Source organism: Butyricicoccus sp. AM05-1 (assembly GCF_003474415.1).
GTDB classification, from domain to species: Bacteria; Bacillota; Clostridia; order Oscillospirales; family Butyricicoccaceae; genus Agathobaculum; species Agathobaculum butyriciproducens.
The window spans coordinates 688,668-709,573 of the sequence record NZ_QUDG01000001.1; the positions used below are offsets into that span (position 1 = coordinate 688,668).

Annotated in this window: 23 protein-coding genes, 1 tRNA gene and 1 rRNA gene; 2 read left to right on the forward strand and 23 right to left on the reverse strand. The window is 54.9% G+C overall.

Annotated elements, in window-relative coordinates; all coding sequences use genetic code 11:
- The first annotated feature begins 142 nt into the window (after positions 1-142).
- Both iolE and DW088_RS03785 read left to right on the forward strand, forming a co-directional pair.
- Entirely contained in the window at positions 143-1,042 is a 900-nt protein-coding gene (gene iolE / locus DW088_RS03780) for a myo-inosose-2 dehydratase (protein ID WP_110436673.1), read from the forward strand.
- 223 nt (positions 1,043-1,265) lie between these two features.
- A complete protein-coding gene (locus DW088_RS03785; protein WP_116705252.1) occupies positions 1,266-2,282 on the forward strand; it encodes a Gfo/Idh/MocA family oxidoreductase in 1,017 nt (338 codons plus the stop codon).
- Between the two features lie 134 nt (positions 2,283-2,416).
- On the opposite strand, the gene DW088_RS03790 is transcribed toward DW088_RS03785, so the two are convergent.
- From DW088_RS03790 to DW088_RS03900, 23 genes are all read right to left on the reverse strand, one after another.
- Complete coding sequence (locus tag DW088_RS03790; protein ID WP_118359604.1) at positions 2,417-3,217, reverse strand: Cof-type HAD-IIB family hydrolase; 801 nt, start codon at positions 3,215-3,217, stop codon at positions 2,417-2,419.
- Positions 3,218-3,220: 3 nt separating this feature from the next.
- On the reverse strand, positions 3,221-3,931 hold the full coding sequence (locus DW088_RS03795; RefSeq protein WP_118359606.1) for a YoaK family protein: 711 nt from the start codon (positions 3,929-3,931) through the stop codon (positions 3,221-3,223).
- A gap of 162 nt (positions 3,932-4,093) precedes the next feature.
- The gene (gene atpC, locus DW088_RS03800; protein ID WP_118359608.1) at positions 4,094-4,495 is read right to left on the reverse strand and encodes an ATP synthase F1 subunit epsilon; all 402 of its coding nucleotides are present in this window, start codon (positions 4,493-4,495) and stop codon (positions 4,094-4,096) included.
- Position 4,496: 1 nt separating this feature from the next.
- On the reverse strand, positions 4,497-5,894 hold the full coding sequence (atpD, locus tag DW088_RS03805; protein ID WP_117750882.1) for a F0F1 ATP synthase subunit beta: 1,398 nt from the start codon (positions 5,892-5,894) through the stop codon (positions 4,497-4,499).
- 99 nt (positions 5,895-5,993) lie between these two features.
- Complete coding sequence (atpG, locus tag DW088_RS03810) at positions 5,994-6,857, reverse strand: ATP synthase F1 subunit gamma (RefSeq protein ID WP_118359610.1); 864 nt, start codon at positions 6,855-6,857, stop codon at positions 5,994-5,996.
- A 21-nt stretch (positions 6,858-6,878) separates the two neighbouring features.
- Positions 6,879-8,384: a F0F1 ATP synthase subunit alpha gene (atpA, locus tag DW088_RS03815; protein ID WP_118359612.1), complete on the reverse strand. Its 1,506-nt coding sequence runs from the start codon at positions 8,382-8,384 to the stop codon at positions 6,879-6,881.
- A gap of 5 nt (positions 8,385-8,389) precedes the next feature.
- On the reverse strand, positions 8,390-8,938 hold the full coding sequence (gene atpH, locus DW088_RS03820; protein ID WP_118359614.1) for an ATP synthase F1 subunit delta: 549 nt from the start codon (positions 8,936-8,938) through the stop codon (positions 8,390-8,392).
- A gap of 6 nt (positions 8,939-8,944) precedes the next feature.
- Positions 8,945-9,448, reverse strand: coding sequence for a F0F1 ATP synthase subunit B (gene atpF, locus DW088_RS03825; RefSeq protein WP_118359616.1), 504 nt, complete (start codon positions 9,446-9,448; stop codon positions 8,945-8,947).
- Positions 9,449-9,574: 126 nt separating this feature from the next.
- Positions 9,575-9,832: an ATP synthase F0 subunit C gene (gene atpE, locus DW088_RS03830; protein WP_117490611.1), complete on the reverse strand. Its 258-nt coding sequence runs from the start codon at positions 9,830-9,832 to the stop codon at positions 9,575-9,577.
- A 54-nt stretch (positions 9,833-9,886) separates the two neighbouring features.
- Positions 9,887-10,609: a F0F1 ATP synthase subunit A gene (locus DW088_RS03835; RefSeq protein WP_242988059.1), complete on the reverse strand. Its 723-nt coding sequence runs from the start codon at positions 10,607-10,609 to the stop codon at positions 9,887-9,889.
- 4 nt (positions 10,610-10,613) lie between these two features.
- Positions 10,614-10,988, reverse strand: coding sequence for an ATP synthase subunit I (locus DW088_RS03840; protein WP_110436662.1), 375 nt, complete (start codon positions 10,986-10,988; stop codon positions 10,614-10,616).
- Between the two features lie 5 nt (positions 10,989-10,993).
- Positions 10,994-11,251, reverse strand: a complete 258-nt coding sequence (locus tag DW088_RS03845) for an AtpZ/AtpI family protein (protein ID WP_147356543.1) — start codon at positions 11,249-11,251, stop codon at positions 10,994-10,996.
- A 342-nt stretch (positions 11,252-11,593) separates the two neighbouring features.
- Entirely contained in the window at positions 11,594-12,004 is a 411-nt protein-coding gene (locus DW088_RS03850) for a hypothetical protein (protein WP_118359620.1), read from the reverse strand.
- A gap of 147 nt (positions 12,005-12,151) precedes the next feature.
- Positions 12,152-13,297 (reverse strand): D-alanyl-D-alanine carboxypeptidase family protein, encoded by a 1,146-nt coding sequence (locus DW088_RS03855; protein ID WP_147356544.1) that lies wholly within the window; start codon positions 13,295-13,297, stop codon positions 12,152-12,154.
- 434 nt (positions 13,298-13,731) lie between these two features.
- Complete coding sequence (locus tag DW088_RS03860) at positions 13,732-14,100, reverse strand: CPCC family cysteine-rich protein (RefSeq protein WP_118359624.1); 369 nt, start codon at positions 14,098-14,100, stop codon at positions 13,732-13,734.
- Positions 14,093-14,848, reverse strand: a complete 756-nt coding sequence (locus tag DW088_RS03865) for an exodeoxyribonuclease III (protein WP_118359626.1) — start codon at positions 14,846-14,848, stop codon at positions 14,093-14,095. Before DW088_RS03865 ends, DW088_RS03860 begins: the two co-directional genes overlap by 8 nt.
- Positions 14,849-14,860: 12 nt before the next feature.
- Positions 14,861-15,244 (reverse strand): VOC family protein, encoded by a 384-nt coding sequence (locus DW088_RS03870; RefSeq protein WP_110436655.1) that lies wholly within the window; start codon positions 15,242-15,244, stop codon positions 14,861-14,863.
- Between the two features lie 9 nt (positions 15,245-15,253).
- Positions 15,254-16,420: an aminotransferase class I/II-fold pyridoxal phosphate-dependent enzyme gene (locus DW088_RS03875; RefSeq protein WP_118359628.1), complete on the reverse strand. Its 1,167-nt coding sequence runs from the start codon at positions 16,418-16,420 to the stop codon at positions 15,254-15,256.
- Positions 16,421-16,425: 5 nt separating this feature from the next.
- Positions 16,426-17,148 carry an alpha/beta fold hydrolase gene (locus DW088_RS03880; protein WP_158574602.1) on the reverse strand — a complete coding sequence of 241 codons (723 nt, stop codon included), beginning with the start codon at positions 17,146-17,148 and terminating at the stop codon, positions 16,426-16,428.
- A gap of 2 nt (positions 17,149-17,150) precedes the next feature.
- The gene (locus tag DW088_RS03885) at positions 17,151-17,621 is read right to left on the reverse strand and encodes a VOC family protein (RefSeq protein ID WP_118359680.1); all 471 of its coding nucleotides are present in this window, start codon (positions 17,619-17,621) and stop codon (positions 17,151-17,153) included.
- 156 nt (positions 17,622-17,777) lie between these two features.
- On the reverse strand, positions 17,778-18,023 hold the full coding sequence (locus tag DW088_RS03890) for a hypothetical protein (RefSeq protein ID WP_118359632.1): 246 nt from the start codon (positions 18,021-18,023) through the stop codon (positions 17,778-17,780).
- Between the two features lie 197 nt (positions 18,024-18,220).
- A tRNA-Lys gene (locus DW088_RS03895) sits at positions 18,221-18,296 on the reverse strand.
- Between the two features lie 161 nt (positions 18,297-18,457).
- Positions 18,458-20,906: ribosomal RNA gene (locus tag DW088_RS03900) — 23S ribosomal RNA — on the reverse strand; the annotation flags it as partial.

The following is a 20,906-nucleotide window of genomic DNA, read 5'->3' on the forward strand; positions in this document are numbered from 1 at the left end:
GAAAAAAAGTTTCCGTTTTTTGAATCAAGCCAAGAATCTAAAAGAAACCGTTCGTCATATCTGCTAAACTATAAGCACAAAGAGAAGAAAGAATCTCACAGCTCAGTTGTGAGATACAACAAGAATGAAAGGACGAAGCATTATGTTAGATCCCAAAAAGGTTAAAATCGGTATCGCTCCTATTGCATGGACCGAGGACGACATGCCGGAGATGGGTGCTGAAAACAGCTTCCTGCAGACGATCAGTGAAATCGCTCTGACCGGTTATGTTGGCACCGAGATCGGCTGCCAGTTCCCGCGTGATCCGGCGATTCTGAATAAGGAGTTTGGCCGCCGCGGTATTTCCGCCATCACCGGCTGGATCAGCACCTACTTAAATGAACTGCCGATGTGGCAGAACGAGCGTGCATTTGTTGACCACATGAACTTCCTGAAGTCGATCGGTGCTACGATTATCAACACGTCTGATCAGTCGTTCTCCATTCAGCATCAGTGGAACACTCCGCTTTCCAACAAGAAGGTGCTGAACGACGATGAGTGGGAGGTACTGACCAAGGGTCTGGATCACCTCGGCAAGATCGCTTATGACAGCGGCATGAAGATCGTATACCATCATCACATGACGACTACCGTGCAGAAGACCGACGAAATCGACCGTATGCTCGCTATGACCGACCCGAAGTACGTCAGCATGATTTACGATACCGGTCATCTCACCTTCTCCGGCGAGGACCCGATCGAAATTCTCAAGAAGCACCACGACCGCATCGGTCATGTCCATCTCAAAAATGTCCGCAAGCCTGCAATGGACAAGTGCTACGCCGAGAACAAGAGCTTCCTCCGTTCGATTCCGGAAGGCGTGTTCACCGTTCCCGGCGACCCGGAAGGCTGCGTAGACTTCCCGACCGTATTCAAGCTGCTCGACGAGTACAACTACGAGGGCTGGCTGGTCGTAGAGGCTGAGCAGGATCCGGCTATCGCAAATCCGCTCGAGTACGCCCGCATGGCCCGCGCCTACGTCAAGGAGCACACCGGACTGTAAGTTAACCCATTATTTTCAAGGCAATACCGCATAATTGGACAAGAGCGATTTGCGAGTAAATTTTGCGTACTGACGAGGCGCGGTTTTGCGGTAATACTTGACGTATTACCGTGAAATCGCAACAAAGTCAGGGCACAAAATTTCCGCAAAGCGCCGCAGCTTTAATTGTGCGGTGTTGCCTTAATAAAAAGAGCAGGAAAAGATCGCAAAGGAGAGTATTACTATGAAAAAACTGAAGATCGGTATCATCGGTGTAGGCCGTCTGGGTTATGAGCATGCCTGCAACATTGCAAACCGCGTTCCGGGTTCGGAGTTGGTAGCTATTGCAGACGCAAACTTCGACCGCGCAAAGCAGGTCGCTGAAGAACTGGGCGTAACCGCCGTTTACAACGACCCGAAGGATCTGTGCGCTGACCCGAACGTCGAGGCCGTTGCCATCATCACCAACACCGCTTCTCACGTTGAGATGATCAAGATTGCGATGGACGCAGGCAAGCACGTTTTCTGCGAGAAGCCGCTGGCTGACACGGTTGAGAAGTGCAAGGAGGCCGAGGCCATCATCGCCGCTCACCCGGAGCTGACCTTTATGCTGGGCTTCATGCGCCGCTATGACCACTCCTATCAGGTAGCCAAGAAGAAGATGGAGAACGGCGACATCGGTGATGTTATTCTGGTTCGCTGCTACTCGCAGGACCCGATCTCCATCATCGAGGGCACCCTGGAGTACGCTCCGCGCTCCGGCGGTCAGTTCATCGATATGTCCATTCACGACTTCGACCTGATTCGCTGGCTGACCGGCTCCGAGGTCAAGGAGCTGTGGGCTACCGGCGGCTGCTACGAGTTCAAGCAGTACAAGGACTGGGACGACGGCGATAACGTTTCCGGCCTGATGAAGATGGAAAACGACGCTATGGCATTCTTCTTCGCCGGTCGTGCAGCAGCTCACGGCTCTCATGTTGAGACCGAAATCGTTGGTACCCGCGGCACCCTGCGTATCGCTTCCGTTCCGACCGACTCTCTCGTAGAGGTTATGAGCCAGCACGGCGTATGCCGCGAGTGCTATCAGGACTTCATCACCCGTTGGCACGATGCATACATCACTGAGATCGAGGAATTCTGCGACTGCGTAGCAACCGGCCGCAAGGCAACTCCGGGCGTTATCGACGGCACCCAGTCCACCAAGATCGCCTTCCGCTGCAAGGAATCCTTCCTGACCGACAAAAAGCTGACCCTCGAATAATCGTTCTCGAAACCGCATTCTTATTCCACATTCAATTTATTCTCTCTTATTTATATTCAAGTCTCCAAACAGAATACAAATACAACCTAATTCAAAAGAAACCCGGGAATCCTTCGATTCCCGGGTTTCGCCTTTTATTCCACCGCCAATACGCTGCGAATCGTGCGGCACACGCCGTCCTCATCATTGGATGGACAAACATGCTTTGCGACCTTCTTGAGCCGCTCATGTGCATTCGCCATCGCGTAGGACTCGCCCACCGAGCGCAGAAGCTCCACATCGTTCAGATAATCGCCGAACGCCATGCACTGCGCGGGTGTGATGTGCAGATTATCGCACATAACGCCTACGGCCACGCCCTTGCTCAGCCCCAGACGCATCAAATCCACCCAGTCCGCGCCGGAGAGCGCTACCTGCAGCTTATCGTCGAACATCTGCCGATAGTACGGCAGCACGTTGGTTTCCGCCGCATTTTTGCAGAAAAGCGCCACCTTGCACACCGGCTCCTGCTGCACGGCTTCAAGCAGATCAGGCACCTTTTTGCGCCGCGCGTAGTACATCGCCATGTTCTCCACGAACACCGGATCGTCGTCCTCGTAGGCCGCGCCGTCCCGCATGGACGCGATTGCGTGCACATTCGGCAGACCGCGCGCCAGCTCCACAGCCGCGCACACCAGCTGCTGCGGCATGGCCTCGAACGACACGATTTTGCGTCCGTCGCACACCATGCCGCCGTTTTCGCTGATGTACATCAGCTCGTCCGCGATCTCGCCGAACTGCTCGTACAGGTTGTAATACTGCCGTCCGGATGCAGGTGCGAAGCGTACGCCTATCTTTTTCAGCGTGCGCACCAGCGGAAAAAAGCCCTTGGGCAGCTGCTTACGGCTGGACAGCAGCGTGCCGTCCATATCCGCGGCGATCAGTTTGATCGACATGGTTTACCGTTCCTTTCCGGCGGTCTCCTCCGCCTCGAGCGTATGTTCTTCCTCGACAAACATGACTGCAAAGACCAGACTCAGCGGGATACAGGTCAGCAGCAGCGCTTTTTCGCCAATTCTCGCGGTCGTCAGTGCGCCAATCGCACCGCCGAGGATGAAAAACAGAATGATTGCGTAATAGTTGCGCGTTTTGCGAATCGCATTCCGGTCGCCGGTCTGTGCCCAGATCACAAGCTGCTCTGTGCCCGAACGCAGGTTGCCTGTACACATCGTGGTTGCAAATGCGCTGCCGCGCACCTTGCGGAACGACTCGACCTGCATCGCGCAGATGAATGAGATCATAATGTTGACCGTGGTATTCAGCGTCTGCGGCATAAAAGCCGCTGCGGTCAGCAGCACGATCTCGACCAGCACGACAATCTGTCTCCAGTGAATGTTGATGTCGCTCTGGCGTTTTTTGTACCGCCGCTTGACAATCTCCGCCGCCACAACGCCCAGTGCGAACGCCAGAATCGGTAAGAGATACTCGGCCGCACGCAGCCAGTTGCCCTCGGCAATATTCGCGCCAAACAGGACAATATTGCCGGTCTGCGCGTTGGCGAACACCTTGCCGCGGCAGAGATAGGTATATGCATCAAAAAAACCGCCGGCCATAGCCAGCAGTGCGCCCAGCAGCAGCGATTCCGACATCTGCCCATGCGCTCGTTTCATGGAAATTCCCCCATTTCACTTCGACAGAGAACTTTTCTTTGTCTTCCAGCGGCTATTATAGCACAAAAAATCCCCCGATTCAATCAAATCGAGGGATTTATATTCGGTCAATATGCCGAATTATTCAGTAATGCTGATACAATTCCTCTGCCGGAAATTGTATCATTTGCTCTCCGCGATGCGAATACGGTTTACCGCCTTTTTCAGCTTGCCCTGTGCGATATCCATTTCACGGTCGCCGGTCTTTTTCTGCAGAATCGCTTTCGCACGGTCTGCGGCCTCACGGGCACGGGCAACGTCGATTTCGTCGGCCCACTCGCAGGTACGCGCCAGCACGACCGTCTGCTCTGCCGAAACATCCACAAAACCACCCGAAACCGCCGCTACACGGCGTTCGCCGTTCCGGATAATGGTCAGGCCGCCGGTGCCGAGCGCCGCAACATACGGCACATGGTTCGGCAGGATGCCGACATCGCCCTGTGAGGTGCGAACCACGATACGGTCCACCTCACCGTCGAAAAACTGCTTATCGACCGTGAGCACCTTGAGATGAAAGGTAGCCATATTATGCCCCCTTCTTAGCCTTCTCCACTACCTCGTCGATCGTGCCGGCAAACAGGAACGCCGACTCAGGCAGATCGTCATGCTTGCCCTCAAGAATCTCCTTGAAGCCGCGGATGGTCTCAGCGACCGGCACATACTTGCCCGCCATACCGGTGAACTGCTCTGCAACATGGAACGGCTGCGAGAGGAAGTTCTGGATCTTACGGGCACGGGCAACGGTCAGCTTGTCCTCGTCGGACAGCTCATCCATGCCGAGGATGGCGATGATATCCTGCAGATCCTTGTACTTCTGCAGAATGGACTGCACCGCACGGGCAACCTCGTAATGCTCCTTGCCGACAACGTCCGCCGACAGGATACGCGAGGACGAATCCAGCGGATCAACCGCCGGGTAAATACCCATGGATGCGATATCACGCGACAGAACGACCTTTGCATCCAGATGCGAGAACGTGGTAGCCGGAGCCGGGTCGGTCAGGTCATCGGCAGGCACATAAACAGCCTGTACGGACGTGATCGAGCCCTTCTTCGTCGAGGTGATTCGCTCCTGCAGCGCGCCCATCTCGGTTGCCAGCGTCGGCTGATAGCCTACGGCAGACGGCATACGGCCGAGCAACGCGGAAACCTCCGAACCGGCCTGCGTGAAGCGGAAGATGTTGTCGATGAACAACAGCACATCCTGACCCTCGACATCGCGGAAATACTCCGCCATAGTCAGACCGGAAAGTGCAACGCGCATACGCGCTCCGGGCGGCTCGTTCATCTGGCCGTAAACCAGCGCGGTCTTGTTGATAACGCCGGATTCCTGCATCTCGTTGTACAGGTCGTTGCCCTCACGGGTACGCTCGCCGACACCGGTGAATACCGAAATACCGCCGTGCTGCTTTGCGATGTTGTTGATCAGCTCCATGATGATAACGGTCTTGCCGACGCCTGCGCCGCCGAACAGACCGATCTTGCCGCCCTTGGCGAACGGCGCGATCAGGTCAACGACCTTGATGCCGGTCTCAAGGATCTCGGTCGTGGACTGCTGCTCCTCGTAGGACGGCGCCGGACGATGGATCGGCCAGCGCTCCTCGCCCTCGACCGCCGGCTTGTTGTCCACCGGCTGACCGAGCAGGTTGAAGATACGTCCGAGGTTCTTGTCGCCTACCGGCACCGTGATCGGGCTGCCGGTATCGACTGCCTTCATGCCGCGCACCAAGCCGTCGGTGGATTCCATTGCGATGCAGCGCACGGTATCCTGACCGATGTGCTGCGCAACCTCGACCGTGATGATCTGACCGTGGTTGTCGATCGTAATAGCATTCAGCAGCTTCGGAAGCGCGTCAGCGGCAAATTTAATGTCAAGCACCGGTCCGGTGATCTGGACAACGGTGCCAATATTCTGCTCACTCATTGGCAAAACTCCCTTTTGTGAAAAGAGTGAAGAGTGCAGAGTTCCGAGTGAAGAGATGAAAGTGTTCTCCACTCTCCACTCTTCTATCTCCACTCTCGATTAAGCTCCTACCTCGCCCGAGCCGGCCACGATCTCCGTAATTTCCTGTGTGATCGCTGCCTGACGCGCACGGTTGTAGGACAGATTCAGATTTTCGATCATCTCGCCCGCGTTATCGGACGCAGCCTCCATTGCCATGCGGCGCGCGGACTGCTCGGAGCAGTAGCTTTCGACTACCGCGCCGTACAACACGCCGTACAGATACTCCGGAATGACTGCATCAAACACGCTCTCCGGCGAGGGATCGTATTCGGTCAGAACATGGGCGCCTGCCGGCTGCTCGTCCGCCGCATCAAAGTGCGCAGGCAGCAGCTTGAGGCACTTCGGCTCCTGCTGCAGAGGGGAGATAAACTCCGTGTAGCACAGGAAAACCTCGTCCACCCTGCCCTCGCGGAACAGCTTCAGCATGTCCTCCACGATGGGATGCGTATCACTGATGCGCATGGTCTCGGCAATGCCGGGATAGTCCGCCGCCACCGTTACCGGACGCTTTGCGTAATGCTCCTGCGCCTTTTTGCCGATGGTGATAACCTGTGCCTGCTTGCCCTGCATCTCGGCAGCGGCCAGCTTGAACAGGTTGGCGTTGTAGCCGCCTGCCAGTCCGCGGTCGCCCGCGATGACGATGTACAGGCTGTTCTTGACCTCACGCGGCTTGGTGTACACCGACTCGCTGCCGCGGGTCGCGCCCGCAAGGCGGGTGATGGTCTGATACAGCGCGTTAAAGTACGGACGGGCCCCGAGAGCACGCTCCTTTGCGCGGCGCATCTTGGAGGACGCAACCAGCTCCATCGCCTTGGTGATCTGCATGGTGGACTGCACCGATTTGATACGGCGCTTGATGTCCTTCATATTTCCGGAAGCCATTTTCAGTCCCTCCCTTTCACATTAGTGCTCGGAAAGGAACTTACTCTTGCATTCCTCGATTGCCTTTGTCAGCTTTTCCTTCACATCGTCCTCCAGCTTGCCGGTGGTGCGGATGGACTCCGGAATGTCGCCGTAAACGCTGTCCACGAAGGAGAACAGCTCCTTCTCGAACTCGCCGATCTGGTTTGCCGGAATATCGAGCAGTGCGCCCGAAACAACGGCATAGATGATGATAACCTGCTTTTCGACCGGGATCGGGCTGTTCTGCGGCTGCTTGAGCACCTCTACGATGCGTGCGCCCTGTTCCAGACGCTTCTTGGTGTCCGCATCAAGGTCGGAGCCGAACTGCGAGAACGCCTGCAGCTCACGGAACTGCGAGTACGCCAGCTTGAGCGTACCGGCAACCTTCTTCATCGCCTTGATCTGCGCGTTGCCGCCGACGCGGGATACCGAAATACCCGGGTTTACTGCCGGACGGATACCGGAGTTGAACAGCTCGGTCTCGAGGAAGATCTGACCGTCGGTAATGGAAATTACGTTGGTCGGGATATACGCCGAAACGTCGCCTGCCTGCGTCTCGATGATCGGGAGTGCGGTCAGGCTGCCGCCGTTCTGGATGTTCGCTGCACGCTCGAGCAGACGGGAGTGCAGATAGAATACGTCGCCGGGGTACGCCTCACGTCCTGGCGGACGGTGAAGCAGAAGGGAAAGTGCACGGTAAGCTACCGCGTGCTTGGACAGATCGTCGTAAATGACCAGAACGTCCTTGCCCTTGTGCATGAAGAATTCACCGATCGAGCAGCCCGCGTACGGTGCAATGTACTGCAGCGGTGCAGACTCGGATGCGGTTGCGGCTACGATGCAGGTATAATCCATCGCGCCGTTGGCAGCGAGCGTCTCTGCAACCTGTGCAACGGTCGAACGCTTCTGACCGATGGCTACATAGATACAAATAACGCCGGTGCCCTTCTGATTGATGATGGTGTCCAGACAGATCGCGGTCTTGCCGGTCTGACGATCACCGATGATCAGCTCACGCTGACCGCGGCCGATCGGGATCATGGAGTCGATCGCCTTGATACCGGTCTGGAGCGGCACATTAACGGGTGCACGCTCGATGATGCCCGGTGCGGGCATTTCGATCGGACGGCTCTCCTTGGTTTCGATAGCGCCCTTGCCGTCGATCGGCTTGCCGAGTGCGTCAACAACGCGGCCCAGCATTGCTTCACCGACCGGGACCTCTACGATTCGCTTGGTGCGCTTTACCGTGTCACCCTCGCGGATGTTCTGATCCGAGCCGAGGATAACCGCGCCGACCAGCTCTTCCTCCAGGTTCTGCGCCATGCCCTGCACGCCGCCCGGGAATTCGAGCAGCTCGCCTGCCATGCAGTTTTCAAGGCCATGGATATGCGCGATACCGTCACCGACGGTAACGACAGTACCTACGTCGGTCAGCTTGATCTGGCTCTGATAATGCGTGATCTGCTCCTTGATAATGCTGCTGATCTCTTCGGAGCGCAATTCCATAAAAATCACCTGCTTTCCTGTGTACCGGTCAACCGTGCTGCAAGCTCTTCCAGACGGGTGCGCAGACTGGTATCGAACTGCTCGTTGTTGACTTTCACAACGATGCCGCCCATGATGCTCGGATCGACCGAGCATTTCAGCTCTACCTTTTTGCCCGTAACCTGTTCCATCTTGCCGCGCAGCTTGTCGGTCAGCGCCGCACTCATCGGCACCGCCGTGACCGCCAGCACCTCTACGATGCCGTTTTCAAAATAATACTGCTCCTTATATGCCTGACACATCTCGTGGATGAGACCGATGCGGCCCTTATCCGTTACAAGCATCAGGAAATTGAGCAGAAAAGGCTCGATACGTCCCTCGAACACGGCTTTCAGGACATTCCGTTTGTCCTCCGCCGCGATAGAGGGCGTTGTGAGCATTTTGAGGAAATCCGGTTCGCTGTCAAACGCCGCACACACCTCGGTCAGCTGATCGAGATACAGCTTTTCCTGCTTCTCGTCCTGCGCGACCTCGTAAAGGCTCAGTGCGTAGCGCTCGCTTACCATATCCGCCATGTTTGCTCACCCCACCTTGTCAATAAAGTCTTCGATAAAGCGTTCGTGATCCTCCGGCTTTACATCGCGCTCCACGATCTTGGAGGCGATCATCACGGACAGATCCGCAACCTCATCCTTGAGTTCCTTGTGTGCCTTGATGCGCTCCTGCTCGATGACGCGCTCGGCCTTCTTGACCATAGCGGATGCCTGCTGCGAGGACTCGCGCAGGATCTCATCGCTGCGCTCTGCCGCACGGCGGGTAGCGGAGCCGACGATCTCGGCAGCCTCCTCCTTCGCCTTGGACAGACGCTCGGTATATTCGCTGCGCATCTGCTCGGCCTCGCTCTGCGCCTTCTCGGCGGTGGCGTACATGGACTGTACCTCCTCGCTGCGAGCAGCGAGCATCTTGCGCACCGGCTTGTACAGAAACTTCTTGATGATCAGGAACGTGATGAGCGTGTTGCACATCGTCACAAGGATCTCCCACCAGCCGATGCTGACGAACGCTTCATATAATGCTGCTGTCACTGGTTTACCTCCTTCCCAAACGGAAGAATCCGTTTCGTCTTTTCAATCATAGACCGCTCAATACGCGCGGTCTATGAAGAGGCAATATTTCAACTGGCAAACCCAGTTGGGATATTGACGCTTCCCTTAAAACTGACTAACAAACGGATTGGCAAACAGCAGGATCAGCGCGATAACCAGCGCGTAAATACCGGTGGACTCTGCCATTGCGATACCAAGGATCATGGTACGGGTGATATCGCCCTGCGCCTCCGGCTGACGGCCGATTGCGGAGCACGCCTGACCGGCGGCATAACCCTCGCCGATACCAGGGCCAAGGCCGGCGATCATTGCCATACCTGCACCAAGAGCGGACATACCTGCTACGAATGCTTTGGGATCCATACTTTTCTTCCTCCTAATTCAGATAACGAAATTGGAATTTGTTTTTTCTTCACGTCAGCTGTTGCGTGCGTCACCCACATAAGCCATGGTGAGCATACTGAAGATGAACGCCTGCATGCAGGCCGTGAAGCAGTCAAAATACAGCGACAGCACACCGGGCAGACCGATCTGCAGCAGCGCGATATTATCGGGCAGGAAACCCAATACCGCATTAGACAGCACCTTGAGTGCGCCCATGATCAGCGTAGTGATGACAAGGCCGCCTGCCATGTTGCCGAAGTGACGGAACGACATGGAGACCGGCGTTGCGATCTCGCTGAGCACGTTGAGCGGCGCCATGACGAAGATCGGCTCGAGGAAACCTTTGAGGTAGCCCTTGATGCCGCCGTACTTGATCTTATTGAACGTGATCAGCACGAACGTGATGAGCGCCCAGCCGAGCGTGGTGTTCAGGTCTGCCGTGGTAGAGCGCATCCAGAACAGGCTGGCCAGTGAACCGAACAGCGAGCTCATCATCAGCGTCATAATGTACGGCGAGAAAGCCTGACAGCCTTCTCCCATCGTGCTCTCGACCAGACCGTCGATCATCAGCACCGCCTTTTCGGCCAGTGCCTGCTTGCCTTTGGGGATCTTCTGCATGCGGTGTGTTAAAAAGATACACAGGAACAGGATAAACGCCATGATGATCCATGAGTTTCTCATGGTCTCCGTGATCGGCAGATTGGTATTGCCGAACAAATAACCCAGTATTTTAGGACCGTTTATTTCGACGTTCAACCGTTTAACCTCCTTTCCGCTGAACTGCGTGGCGCCAGAGGAGCAGCGCCTTGGTGAAAAACAGCGGAATGACCGCTGCAGCTGCGTTCAGATACGGCAGCTTGATCGCTGCGATCACGAACACCGCCGTGAGCATGTAGCGAACTACATAGCCGCGCCGCGTAATGCGAATGCCCTGTGCCGGCGGAAAGGCGGTTGCCCTTACCGTACTCCTGCCGATCATGTAGAACAGCAGCAGCGCGAACGCCGTACCGAGCAGAACGCTTGCGCCGGACCGAGCGATGCCCTGTCCGCAAAGAGCGAACACACCGAAGGTCACCAGCGCCAGCGGGAGCATGCCGCGCAGCATGCGCTTCGTTTCCTCATAAACGATGTGCATTTCCGTCACAGCTCCTTTTCTTTCTCTGCGCTTTCTCTGGCTTTGCGCTCGGTAAATCGCAGAAAGTCACGCAGGCTGCAGGCTGCAACCGCGATACCGAGCAGGATTCCGATAATCACCGCACCGTTGCCCCAACCGAACCGGTTGCGGAGCCATATCGCCCCGAAGCAGCAAAGCACCGGCGGTGTGATCACTGTGAAGCCTACCTGAGAAAAATAGATCAGGTAGCGCAGCACACTAAAGCCTTCTTTCCCTCTTTGCAATCGCATTCCCCCTTCATGAACGCCATAGCAACATTGTACAAAATGCAGCGTGCTCTCTCGGCACGCTATATTACTTATTATAAACAACTTGCCCAAAAAGTAAAATACTTTTGCTCAGAAAAGCTAAATATTTTTTGTGACTTTGTGTCGTATCATACATTCTGCATAAATTATTCTTATTAAGTATATACAAAATGCCAGATTGTCTTTTTTATCACAAAGGGAAAAAGACGCAGCATTCCCCATTGTTTTTTCTTACCAGCACGACTGCGGGCAAAAGAAAAAAGCAACGACTTTCATCGTTGCTTTTTTGTGCTTGCGATATGTATTTCCGTTTAAGGATTACAGGAAACGCTTCATGTCTTCGGTAGCAGACTCCGGCTCCTCGCTGAGCGAAACGGTGAAGTTTACGCTGTGCTTGGAAGAGAATGCGTCCAGAGCGACGAGGAACTCCTCAGCCTTGGCTGCGTCCTTGCCGCCGATGATCTTGTACAGACCGTCGATGAAGACACGGGTGATATCGTAGTTGCCGGCATGCAGACCGCCGACAAAGCCGAGCAGGCTTGCGATGTCGCTAACCGGATAATCCGCTGCGTCGATCAGACGTGCGTCATGCGAGATATCGAAAGTCAGCTTGTTGCCGCGGGAAATGCAAACGACACTGCCCTTTTCTTCTTTTACTGCAGCGTTGACCTGATCAATAAGCTCCTTGGTCTTACCGGAACCGGTACCGCCAATAATAAGTTTTACCATAGTTTTTATCCTCCCAACCTTTGAGGTTGCTATTAGTGTACCATAGTTTAGCCAAAATCACAAGTCCGAATTGCAAACTTTCCGTCATTTTGTATGGTAAATTTCTCACCCTTTCCAATTTTGTTCGGAAAACGCCGAATTTTGACGTTATTTTGCATCTTTTACAACATTTCCTGCAAGGCCGCGCACAAAGGAAATAAGCAGCCCGGACAGTCCGAGCGCGTCCACACCGGCTTGGGCGATGATCGGAACGGTTAAAACCGTCTCTCCGCCGGCGGATACCGTCATTTCGCCCAACTGCTGACCGGCCTGTATCGGCGCGGCAAGTGTCTCCGGCAGGTCGAATGTGGTCTGCATATCCTCTGCTCTCGTCTTTTCGATGACGACCGTGTCGCTGCCCTCGAGCACCGGCTGCACGGTCTCCGCGGTGCCGAGCGTCACCGGAATGGGTTCCAAGTCCTCCGCCGCAGGCGTGTACGCCGTGAAGTTGGCAAAGCCGTAGTTGAGCAGCGCGGTCGCATCCGCTGTGCGGTTCTCCTTGGTGGGCGCCGCCATCACGACCGCCACAAGGCTCAGTCCGTCCCGCTCGGCACTTGCAGAAATGCAGAAGCCGGCCTCGCGGATGTAGCCGGTTTTGAGACCGGTCAGACCCTGATAGCTTTTGAGCATCTTGTTCGTGTTCGCCAGACCGAATTTGCCGCCGCGCACGGTGTCCATCCAGATGCCGGTGTACTCCAGTATTTTCGGGTGGCGCAGCAGCTCGCAGGAAATAAGCGCAAGATCGCGTGCCGAGGTCAGCGTCTTTTGACCTTCGCCGTCCAGTCCGTTGGCGTTGATGAACGTTGTGTTCGTGCAGCCGAGTTCGCGTGCGCGCGTGTTCATCCGTTCGACAAAGGCGGCCTCTGTGCCCGCCAGATGCTCCGCTACCGCAACCGCACAGTCATTCGCTGAACCGACCGCAATCGCCTTGAGCATTTCATCCAGTGTCAGCTGCTCGCCCGGCTCCAGCCAGATCTGCGTGCCGCCCATCGAGCAGGCGTACTCACTGCCGGTTATCATGGTGTCCAGTGTCACCTCGCCGCGCTCGAGCGCCTCCATCGCCAGCAGCATGGTCATGATCTTTGTCACCGACGCAGGCTGCAGCTGCTCGTCGGCGTTGTAGACGTAAAGCTCCTGCCCGTTTGCCGCATACAGTGCCGCCGATTTCGCGTAGAGCGCGCCCATTTCGGGCAGCGCCGCCGCCTGCACCGTAAGCATACCGCTGAGTAAAGCGGCACAGATTATCTTCTTCACTTCTGTTCACCCCTTTATGACAGGCTATGTGCCGGACGGATAGATTATGCAGTCAGGCAGGAGTTAGGAGTGAGGAGGTTTCCTTAATTAGTAATCAGGAATTAGAAGTTAGTAATTGGCGGAATCTGGTGTGTTCTTCCAGTATTCCGGATTTTTTGGCGAGAAATCGCTATTTCTTGGCGAGAAATGGGCATTTCTTGGCGAGAAAGTACACAGAGCAGAGAAGAGTACAGAAGAGCAGAGAACAGTACAGTAGAGCAGACCAGAGCAGAGAAGAAAAGAAAAGAGTAGATATTATAGTAGAGAACAGCAAAGCAGAACAAAATTGAGAATTGAAAATGATTGACTGATTCTGATTTGACTGATCTGACGGAAAGTGAATTTATTTCTGAATGAAAAAATGGAGAACGCGCTCCCATCGAGTTCATTCTCCATTATCCATTCTCAATTATCCTCCACGGTGCGACCGTACCGAACGAATGAAAATTCCACCGGGCCTCGGTGAGCGACAGCCCATGATTCTGGTCGCTCGGCTTATTCGGCTCACCTTCGACATCGTAATCAATCTCCCATCCGCACATCGGGCAGATATAACCCCACGAAGGATTCTCGGGGATCTCTGCGCCGCAGCACGGACACGGCTCGGTCGGCGTTTCCGGCAGCCAGCTCATATCCGGCTCGGGTTCTTCGTCCTCGGGTACGGCATCCGGCCGAAAGTACGGGTCGAGCACCTCCTCGTCCTCCCGCTCCTGCACGCCGTCGAAAAACGCCTCCGGCAGAAAGGCATACTCGTCCTTATTCAATTTCGATCAGCACCGGACAATGATCCGAACCGAACACGTCGGTCAGGATGCGCGCGTCCTTGACCCGCTGGGCAAAGCGATTGGACACGAGGAAATAGTCGATACGCCAGCCTGCGTTCTTCTCTCTGGCGTGGAAACGGTAGCTCCACCACGAATACACGCCCTCGAGCGTGGGGTAAAAATGGCGGAACGTATCCGTAAAGCCTGCGGCGAGCAATTCGGTCATCTTGCCGCGCTCCTCGTCGGTGAAGCCTGCGTTCTTGCGGTTGGTCTTGGGGTTCTTGAGGTCAATTTCCTGATGCGCGACATTCATATCGCCGCACACGATGACCGGCTTCTCCTTATCCAGTCGGCACAGATACTCGCGGAAGGCGTCCTCCCACGTCATGCGGTAATCCAGACGCTTCAGCTCATTCTGCGAGTTGGGCGTATACACGGTAACGAGGTAGAATTCGCCGTAGTCGGCGGTGATGACACGACCCTCGTGGTCGTGCTCCTCAATGCCGAGACCGTAAACGACGCTCTGCGGCTCGGTTTTGGTAAACAGCGCCACGCCGGAGTACCCCTTCTTCTCTGCCGAGTTCCAGTATTCGCGGTAGCCGCCCTCGAGCGGCACATCAGCCTGTCCCGGCTGCATTTTGGTCTCCTGCAGGCACAGCATATCCGGCTGCTCGGCGGCGACGAAATCAAGGAAACCCTTGCCCATGCACGCACGCAGGCCGTTTACATTCCATGAAATCAGCTTCATTTGCGTTCTCCTTCACGCTACGATGCGGACGGTATTGCCGTCCGGGTCGAGCACAAAACTGCCGTAGCAGCCATCCTTGCCGACGACAGGGCCATCCGTGATCTCATAGCCCTCCGAGCGCATCTGCTCGGTCAGCGCGTCCACGTTCTCTCGGGTGCCCGCCTTGAACGACGTATGCGCCCAGCCGGTCCACAGACGCGAATGCTCGGCGTCCTCAAACTGCGGACGGGTCACGATTTCAAGCCGTGCGCCGTCGGCAAAGGACACAAAGCACGCCTGCGTGCCGGTCTCCTCGTTCTGGTACAGCTTGCCCGCCGTACCGTCAAAATATTTGGTGTAAAATTCACACAGACGCTCTAAATCACGCGTGTACAGTGCAATATGGTCGATCTGCATAATAGAAACTCACTCCTTTACAATACCGCTCTCGTCAATGCGACGAACCGCCTCTGCCATGCGCTCGGGCGGAACGACAAGCGCCATGCGGACGTAGCCCTCGCCCTGCGCACCGAAAGCGCTGCCCGGAACCACGATAACGCCGGTCTTTTCCATCAGCTCAATGGCGAAGTCCACCGAGGACACAAAGCGCTCCGGAATCTTCGCCCAGACGAACATGGTGCCCTGTGCATCCGGCACGTTCCAGCCGATCGAGCGCAGACCGCCGCACAGCGCGTCGCGGCGTGCCATGTAGCCGGTGCGGTTGCTCTCTACCACATCCTGCGGACCGTTGAGCGCGGCAGCCGCACCCGCCATGATCGGGTAGAACATGCCGTAGTCGATCTGCGAGCGGAACGCGCGGAAACGGCTGATAACCTCGCGGTTGCCGAGTGCGAAGGACACGCGCATGCCGGTCAGGTTGTAGGTCTTGGACAGCGAGTTGAACTCAATGCCGACCTCCTTCGCACCCGGAATGGACAGGAAGGACAGACCCTTTTCCCCGTTCAGCATAATGTCGGAATACGCGTTGTCGTGCAGAACGATGATGTTGTGCTCACGCGCCCAGAGTACCAGCTTTTCGTAGAACTTACGGTCGGCAACGGCGGTGGTCGGGTTGTTCGGATAGGAAACAACGATCGCCTTTGCACGCTCTGCCACGTCCTCCGGAATGTCGTTAAAGTCCAGCTGCCAGTTTTTCTCGGCGTACAGCGGGTACAGACCGACCGTTGCGCCGGTCATCATCGGGCCGAACGAGAAGATCGGGTAGCCCGGGTCCGGTGCAAGGATCAGGTCGTTCGGGCCGGCGAAGGCAAAGCCAACGTGTGCAATGCCCTCCTGCGAGCCGCACACAGCCATGATCTCGTCGTCGGCAAGCGTGACGTCATAGCGGCGCTTGTACCAGTTTTCTACGGCATCGAGCAGCTCGCGCGTTTCATTCAGCGAATACTTGTACATCTCCGGATCGAGTGCAGCGCGGCTGACGGCCTCCATCACATGCTTTCCCGGCTGAAAATCCGGCGTGCCGATGGACAGATTGATGACGTCCATGCCGCCTTCGAGGAGTGACTTCTTGCGCTCGTCGAGCTTGTTGAAAATATTGCTGTCTGCGATTTCTCCCGCTTTGATGAATTTCATGCTGATTATCTCCCAAGTAAAAATTCTATAACCGTCCGGTTGAAGCGGGACGGCTGCTTTGCTGCAACAAAGTGGTCGCCGTCGCGGAAAACCTCCACTTCACAGTGGGGAATGTGCGAGGCCATCTCCTTTGTCTGCTTTTCGCGTATTGCATCGTGCTCACCGACGATGATGAGGGTCGGCATGGTCAGCCGCTCCAAATCGTTCATCGTCACCCCATACGGGTGCACCATCAGTCCGAGCACATCCCTTCGGCGCGCCGCCTTTTTGCTGAAACGGCTCAGCGCCGCAGCAACACCGTAGCCTGCCATAATGGGCAGCTGCACCTGCGGTTTAACGCCGCTGAACATCTCCACATTAGCCGCGTTGAGGATGAGTTTATCTATATATTCCGGGTACGTCAGTGCGAATTTGATCGCCAGATTGCCGCCGTCCGAAAAGCCGAGGAAGTGCGCTTTCTTCACGCCGAGCGTGTCCAGCACGGTTTTGAGATCCTCCGCCATCATTTCAAACGACAGGCCGTGCCCGCCGCTCCCGGAGGCGCCGTGCCCGCGGCTGTCCACCGCAATAACGCGGTAAAAGCGGGTCAGCTCGGGTATCTGGGCGTTCCAGTACGAGCTGTCCTCGCCGTTGCCGTGCAGCAGCACGAGCGGCTTTCCTCGGCCGACATCGTAATAAGCAATCCGGGCATCGCCGCACACGACGAATTCCGGTTCATAACCGAACATATCTATTTCAAACCCTTTCTGCATTGCTCCACAAAATCAGTCGGGTGATGGATGAGAGCGGCGGTTTCCTCCACGGAACGGCCCTCGTCCAGCAAGCGAAGTGCGATGTGCTCCATGGACTCACCGACCTCGATCATGTGCCAGTCCGGGTCGTACAGGCGCACCACACGCTGTTGCCACGCATGCGTCATCGGCGGATGCACCAGTTCCACGTCCAGGTGTCCGCGCAGCTTTTCCGTGAACGCGTCAAAGTCGTCCACCTCAAAGTAAAGCTCCATGTTGTGCGACTGGTGCAGGATCGTGGATTTGGGCACGCCGGTCAGCCTGTCAAAATCCTGCTGAACGGAAAAGCCGCCGGAAAACGTCACGTTTCCGCCTAAATCCAGCACAACCTCCTGATCGAACAGATCATGGTAAAATTTCTTTGAAATCTCCACATCACGCACCGCCAGCAGCGGCATTCGGAACTTTATCATAGTGCAGCCTCCATCAAACCAAACCCAAAGCGGAAAATCCGCTCGGAATAGAAACTAAATTTTCTGTTTGGTTTCTATTTTATCACATTTTGATGAATCGGTAAAGTAGGCATGGAAAAAGGGAATGAATTTTACTTCATTCCCTTCTTGCAATCAGATTGTCGCCAGAACGCTCTTTGCAGGCTCCAGCTCCGTGCGTTTAACGTAGATCTTGTAAACGAATCTCACCTCGGCATTCATGCCGAACGTGCCGGACGAACGCCGGTTTTCCAGTAAACCACCGCTCATCAGATCGACCGTTTTCGTGGTCGCGTCTATGCCTTTCGCGCTGAGTATCTTGACGATTTTGTCCATCTCCTCCATGGTGGAGACTTCGGTAAGCTCTGTTTTGAACAGCATTACATTCCCTCCCTATGCAATTCCGTAAATAATTATCCTGCCTTGTGCTTATCATACCCCGGAGAGTGCGGTTTGTCAATCGTCATGCGGCAGCCGGATTACAGTTTTAACAAACACAAGGAAAAGAGATACAAAAGCGTAAAATTAAATTAAAACATAACAAAAACCCGAGTTTTCTAACGAAAACTCGGGTTTCGTGGTACACCATCACGGGCTCGAACCGTGGACCCACTGATTAAGAGTCAGTTGCTCTACCAACTGAGCTAATGGTGCATACTTTCTTGTGTACAAGAAAGTATGCAAAGAAAACTTTACCTGCACACTTCGTGTGCTTTACTTTCTCATTCACAATCTGAAAGTGTAATTTATTTCTTTACACCCTCAAAACTGAACAATCCTACTCGCAAGCTATCTTTCGAGGTTACCTAACATTTAAGGTCAAGCCCTCGGCCTATTAGTATCAGTCCGCTCCATACATTACTGCACTTCCACTCCTGACCTATCAACCTTGTAGTCTACAAGGGGCCTTACTCCCGAAGGATGGGAACACTTATCTCGAGGGGAGTTTCACGCTTAGATGCCTTCAGCGTTTATCTCGTCCGTACTTAGCTACCCAGCTATGCCCTTGGCAGAACAACTGGTGCACCAGCGGTACGTCCATCCCGGTCCTCTCGTACTAAGGACAGCTCCTCTCAATATTCCTGCGCCCGCAACAGATAGGGACCGAACTGTCTCACGACGTTCTGAACCCAGCTCGCGTACCGCTTTAATTGGCGAACAGCCAAACCCTTGGGACCGAATTCAGCCCCAGGATGCGATGAGCCGACATCGAGGTGCCAAACCTCCCCGTCGATGTGGACTCTTGGGGGAGATCAGCCTGTTATCCCCAGGGTAGCTTTTATCCGTTGAGCGACGGCATTTCCATTCACATACCGCCGGATCACTAACTCCAACTTTCGTTACTGCTCGAACCGTCATTCTCGCAGTTAGGCTCGTTTATGCGTTTACACTCAGTGCACGATTTCCATCCGTGCTGAACGAACCTTTGAGCGCCTCCGTTACTCTTTTGGAGGCGACCGCCCCAGTCAAACTGCCCACCTGACAGTGTCCCCCGACCAGATTCATGGTCGCAGGTTAGAATCCCAATATCCCAAGAGTGGTATCCCAAGGTTGGCTCCATAAACGCTGGCGCGCTTACTTCCTAGCCTCCCACCTATCCTGTACATGGAATACCGAGATCCAATATCAAGCTACAGTGAAGCTCCATGGGGTCTTTCCGTCTAGTTGCGGGAAACCGGCATCTTCACCGGTACTACAATTTCGCCGGGCGGGCTGTTGAGACAGTGCCCAAATCGTTACGCCATTCGTGCGGGTCAGAACTTACCTGACAAGGAATTTCGCTACCTTAGGACCGTTATAGTTACGGCCGCCGTTTACTGGGGCTTAAGTTCGCACCTTCGCTTGCGCTAAGCACTCCCCTTAACCTTCCAGCACCGGGCAGGCGTCACCCCCTATACGTCATCTTTCGATTTAGCAGAGAGCTGTGTTTTTGCTAAACAGTCGCTTGGGCCTTTTCACTGCGGCCTGCTCTCGCAGGCGCCCCTTATCCCGAAGTTACGGGGCCAATTTGCCGAGTTCCTTAACAACCCTTCTCCCGTTGGCCTTAGAATACTCATCCCATCTACCTGTGTCGGTTTGCGGTACGGGCACCTTAGTATACACTAGAGCTTTTCTCGTCTCTCTCGCCAGTTACTTCCCTACTATATTTCGGTCCCTTACGCCCGGGGCAACCATCGCCCGGGATAACCTTAAAGAAAGCGTCCCTCTAGCTTAAATGTTCGGTGGTTACGGAATTTCTACCGTATGTGCATCGCCTACGCCTTTCGGCCTGAGCTTAGCTCCCGACTAACCTTGGGCGGACGAACCTTCCCCAAGAAACCTTAGATTTTCGGCCATTATGATTCTCACATAATTCTCGCTACTTATTCCGGCATTCTCACTCGTATGCAGTCCACCAGTGCTTCCGCTCTGACTTCGCCCCGCATACGACGCTCCCCTACCCAATGTACAAAGTACAATGCCTAAGCTTCGGTTGAACACTTAGCCCCGTTACATTTTCTGCGCAAAACCACTCGACCAGTGAGCTATTACGCACTCTTTGAATGAGTGGCTGCTTCTAAGCCAACATCCTGGTTGTCTTCGCAGTTTCACATCATTTTCCACTTAGTGTTCATTTGGGACCTTAGCTGTAGATCTGGGCTGTTTCCCTTTTGACTATGAGACTTATCTCACACAGTCTGACTGCTATTCATCAATTATCCGGCATTCAGAGTTTGATAGGCTTTGGTAACCTCGCGGCCCCTAGACCATTCAGTGCTTTACCTCCGGTAATCTAAAATAACGCTAGCCCTAAAGCTATTTCGGGGAGAACCAGCTATCTCCGAGTTCGATTGGAATTTCTCCGCTATCCACAAGTCATCCCCGGCTTTTTCAACAGACGTGGGTGCGGCCCTCCACGGTGTCTTACCACCGCTTCAGCCTGCTCATGGATAGGTCACCCGGTTTCGGGTCTAATACCTGCAACTTCATACGCCCTGTTCAGACTCGCTCTCGCTGCGGCTCCGGAACTCCAGTTCCTTAACCTCGCTGCAAATATTAACTCGCCGGACCGTTCTACAAAAAGTACCCGATCATCCATTAACGGACTCTCGGTGCTTGTAGGCACAAGGTTTCAGGTTCTTTTTCACTCCCCTCCCGGGGTACTTTTCACCTTTCCCTCACGGTACTGCTCCACTATCGGTCACTGAGTAGTATTTAGGCTTGGAGGATGGTCCCCCCATCTTCCCAGCGGGTTTCACGTGTCCGCTGGTACTCTGGATACTG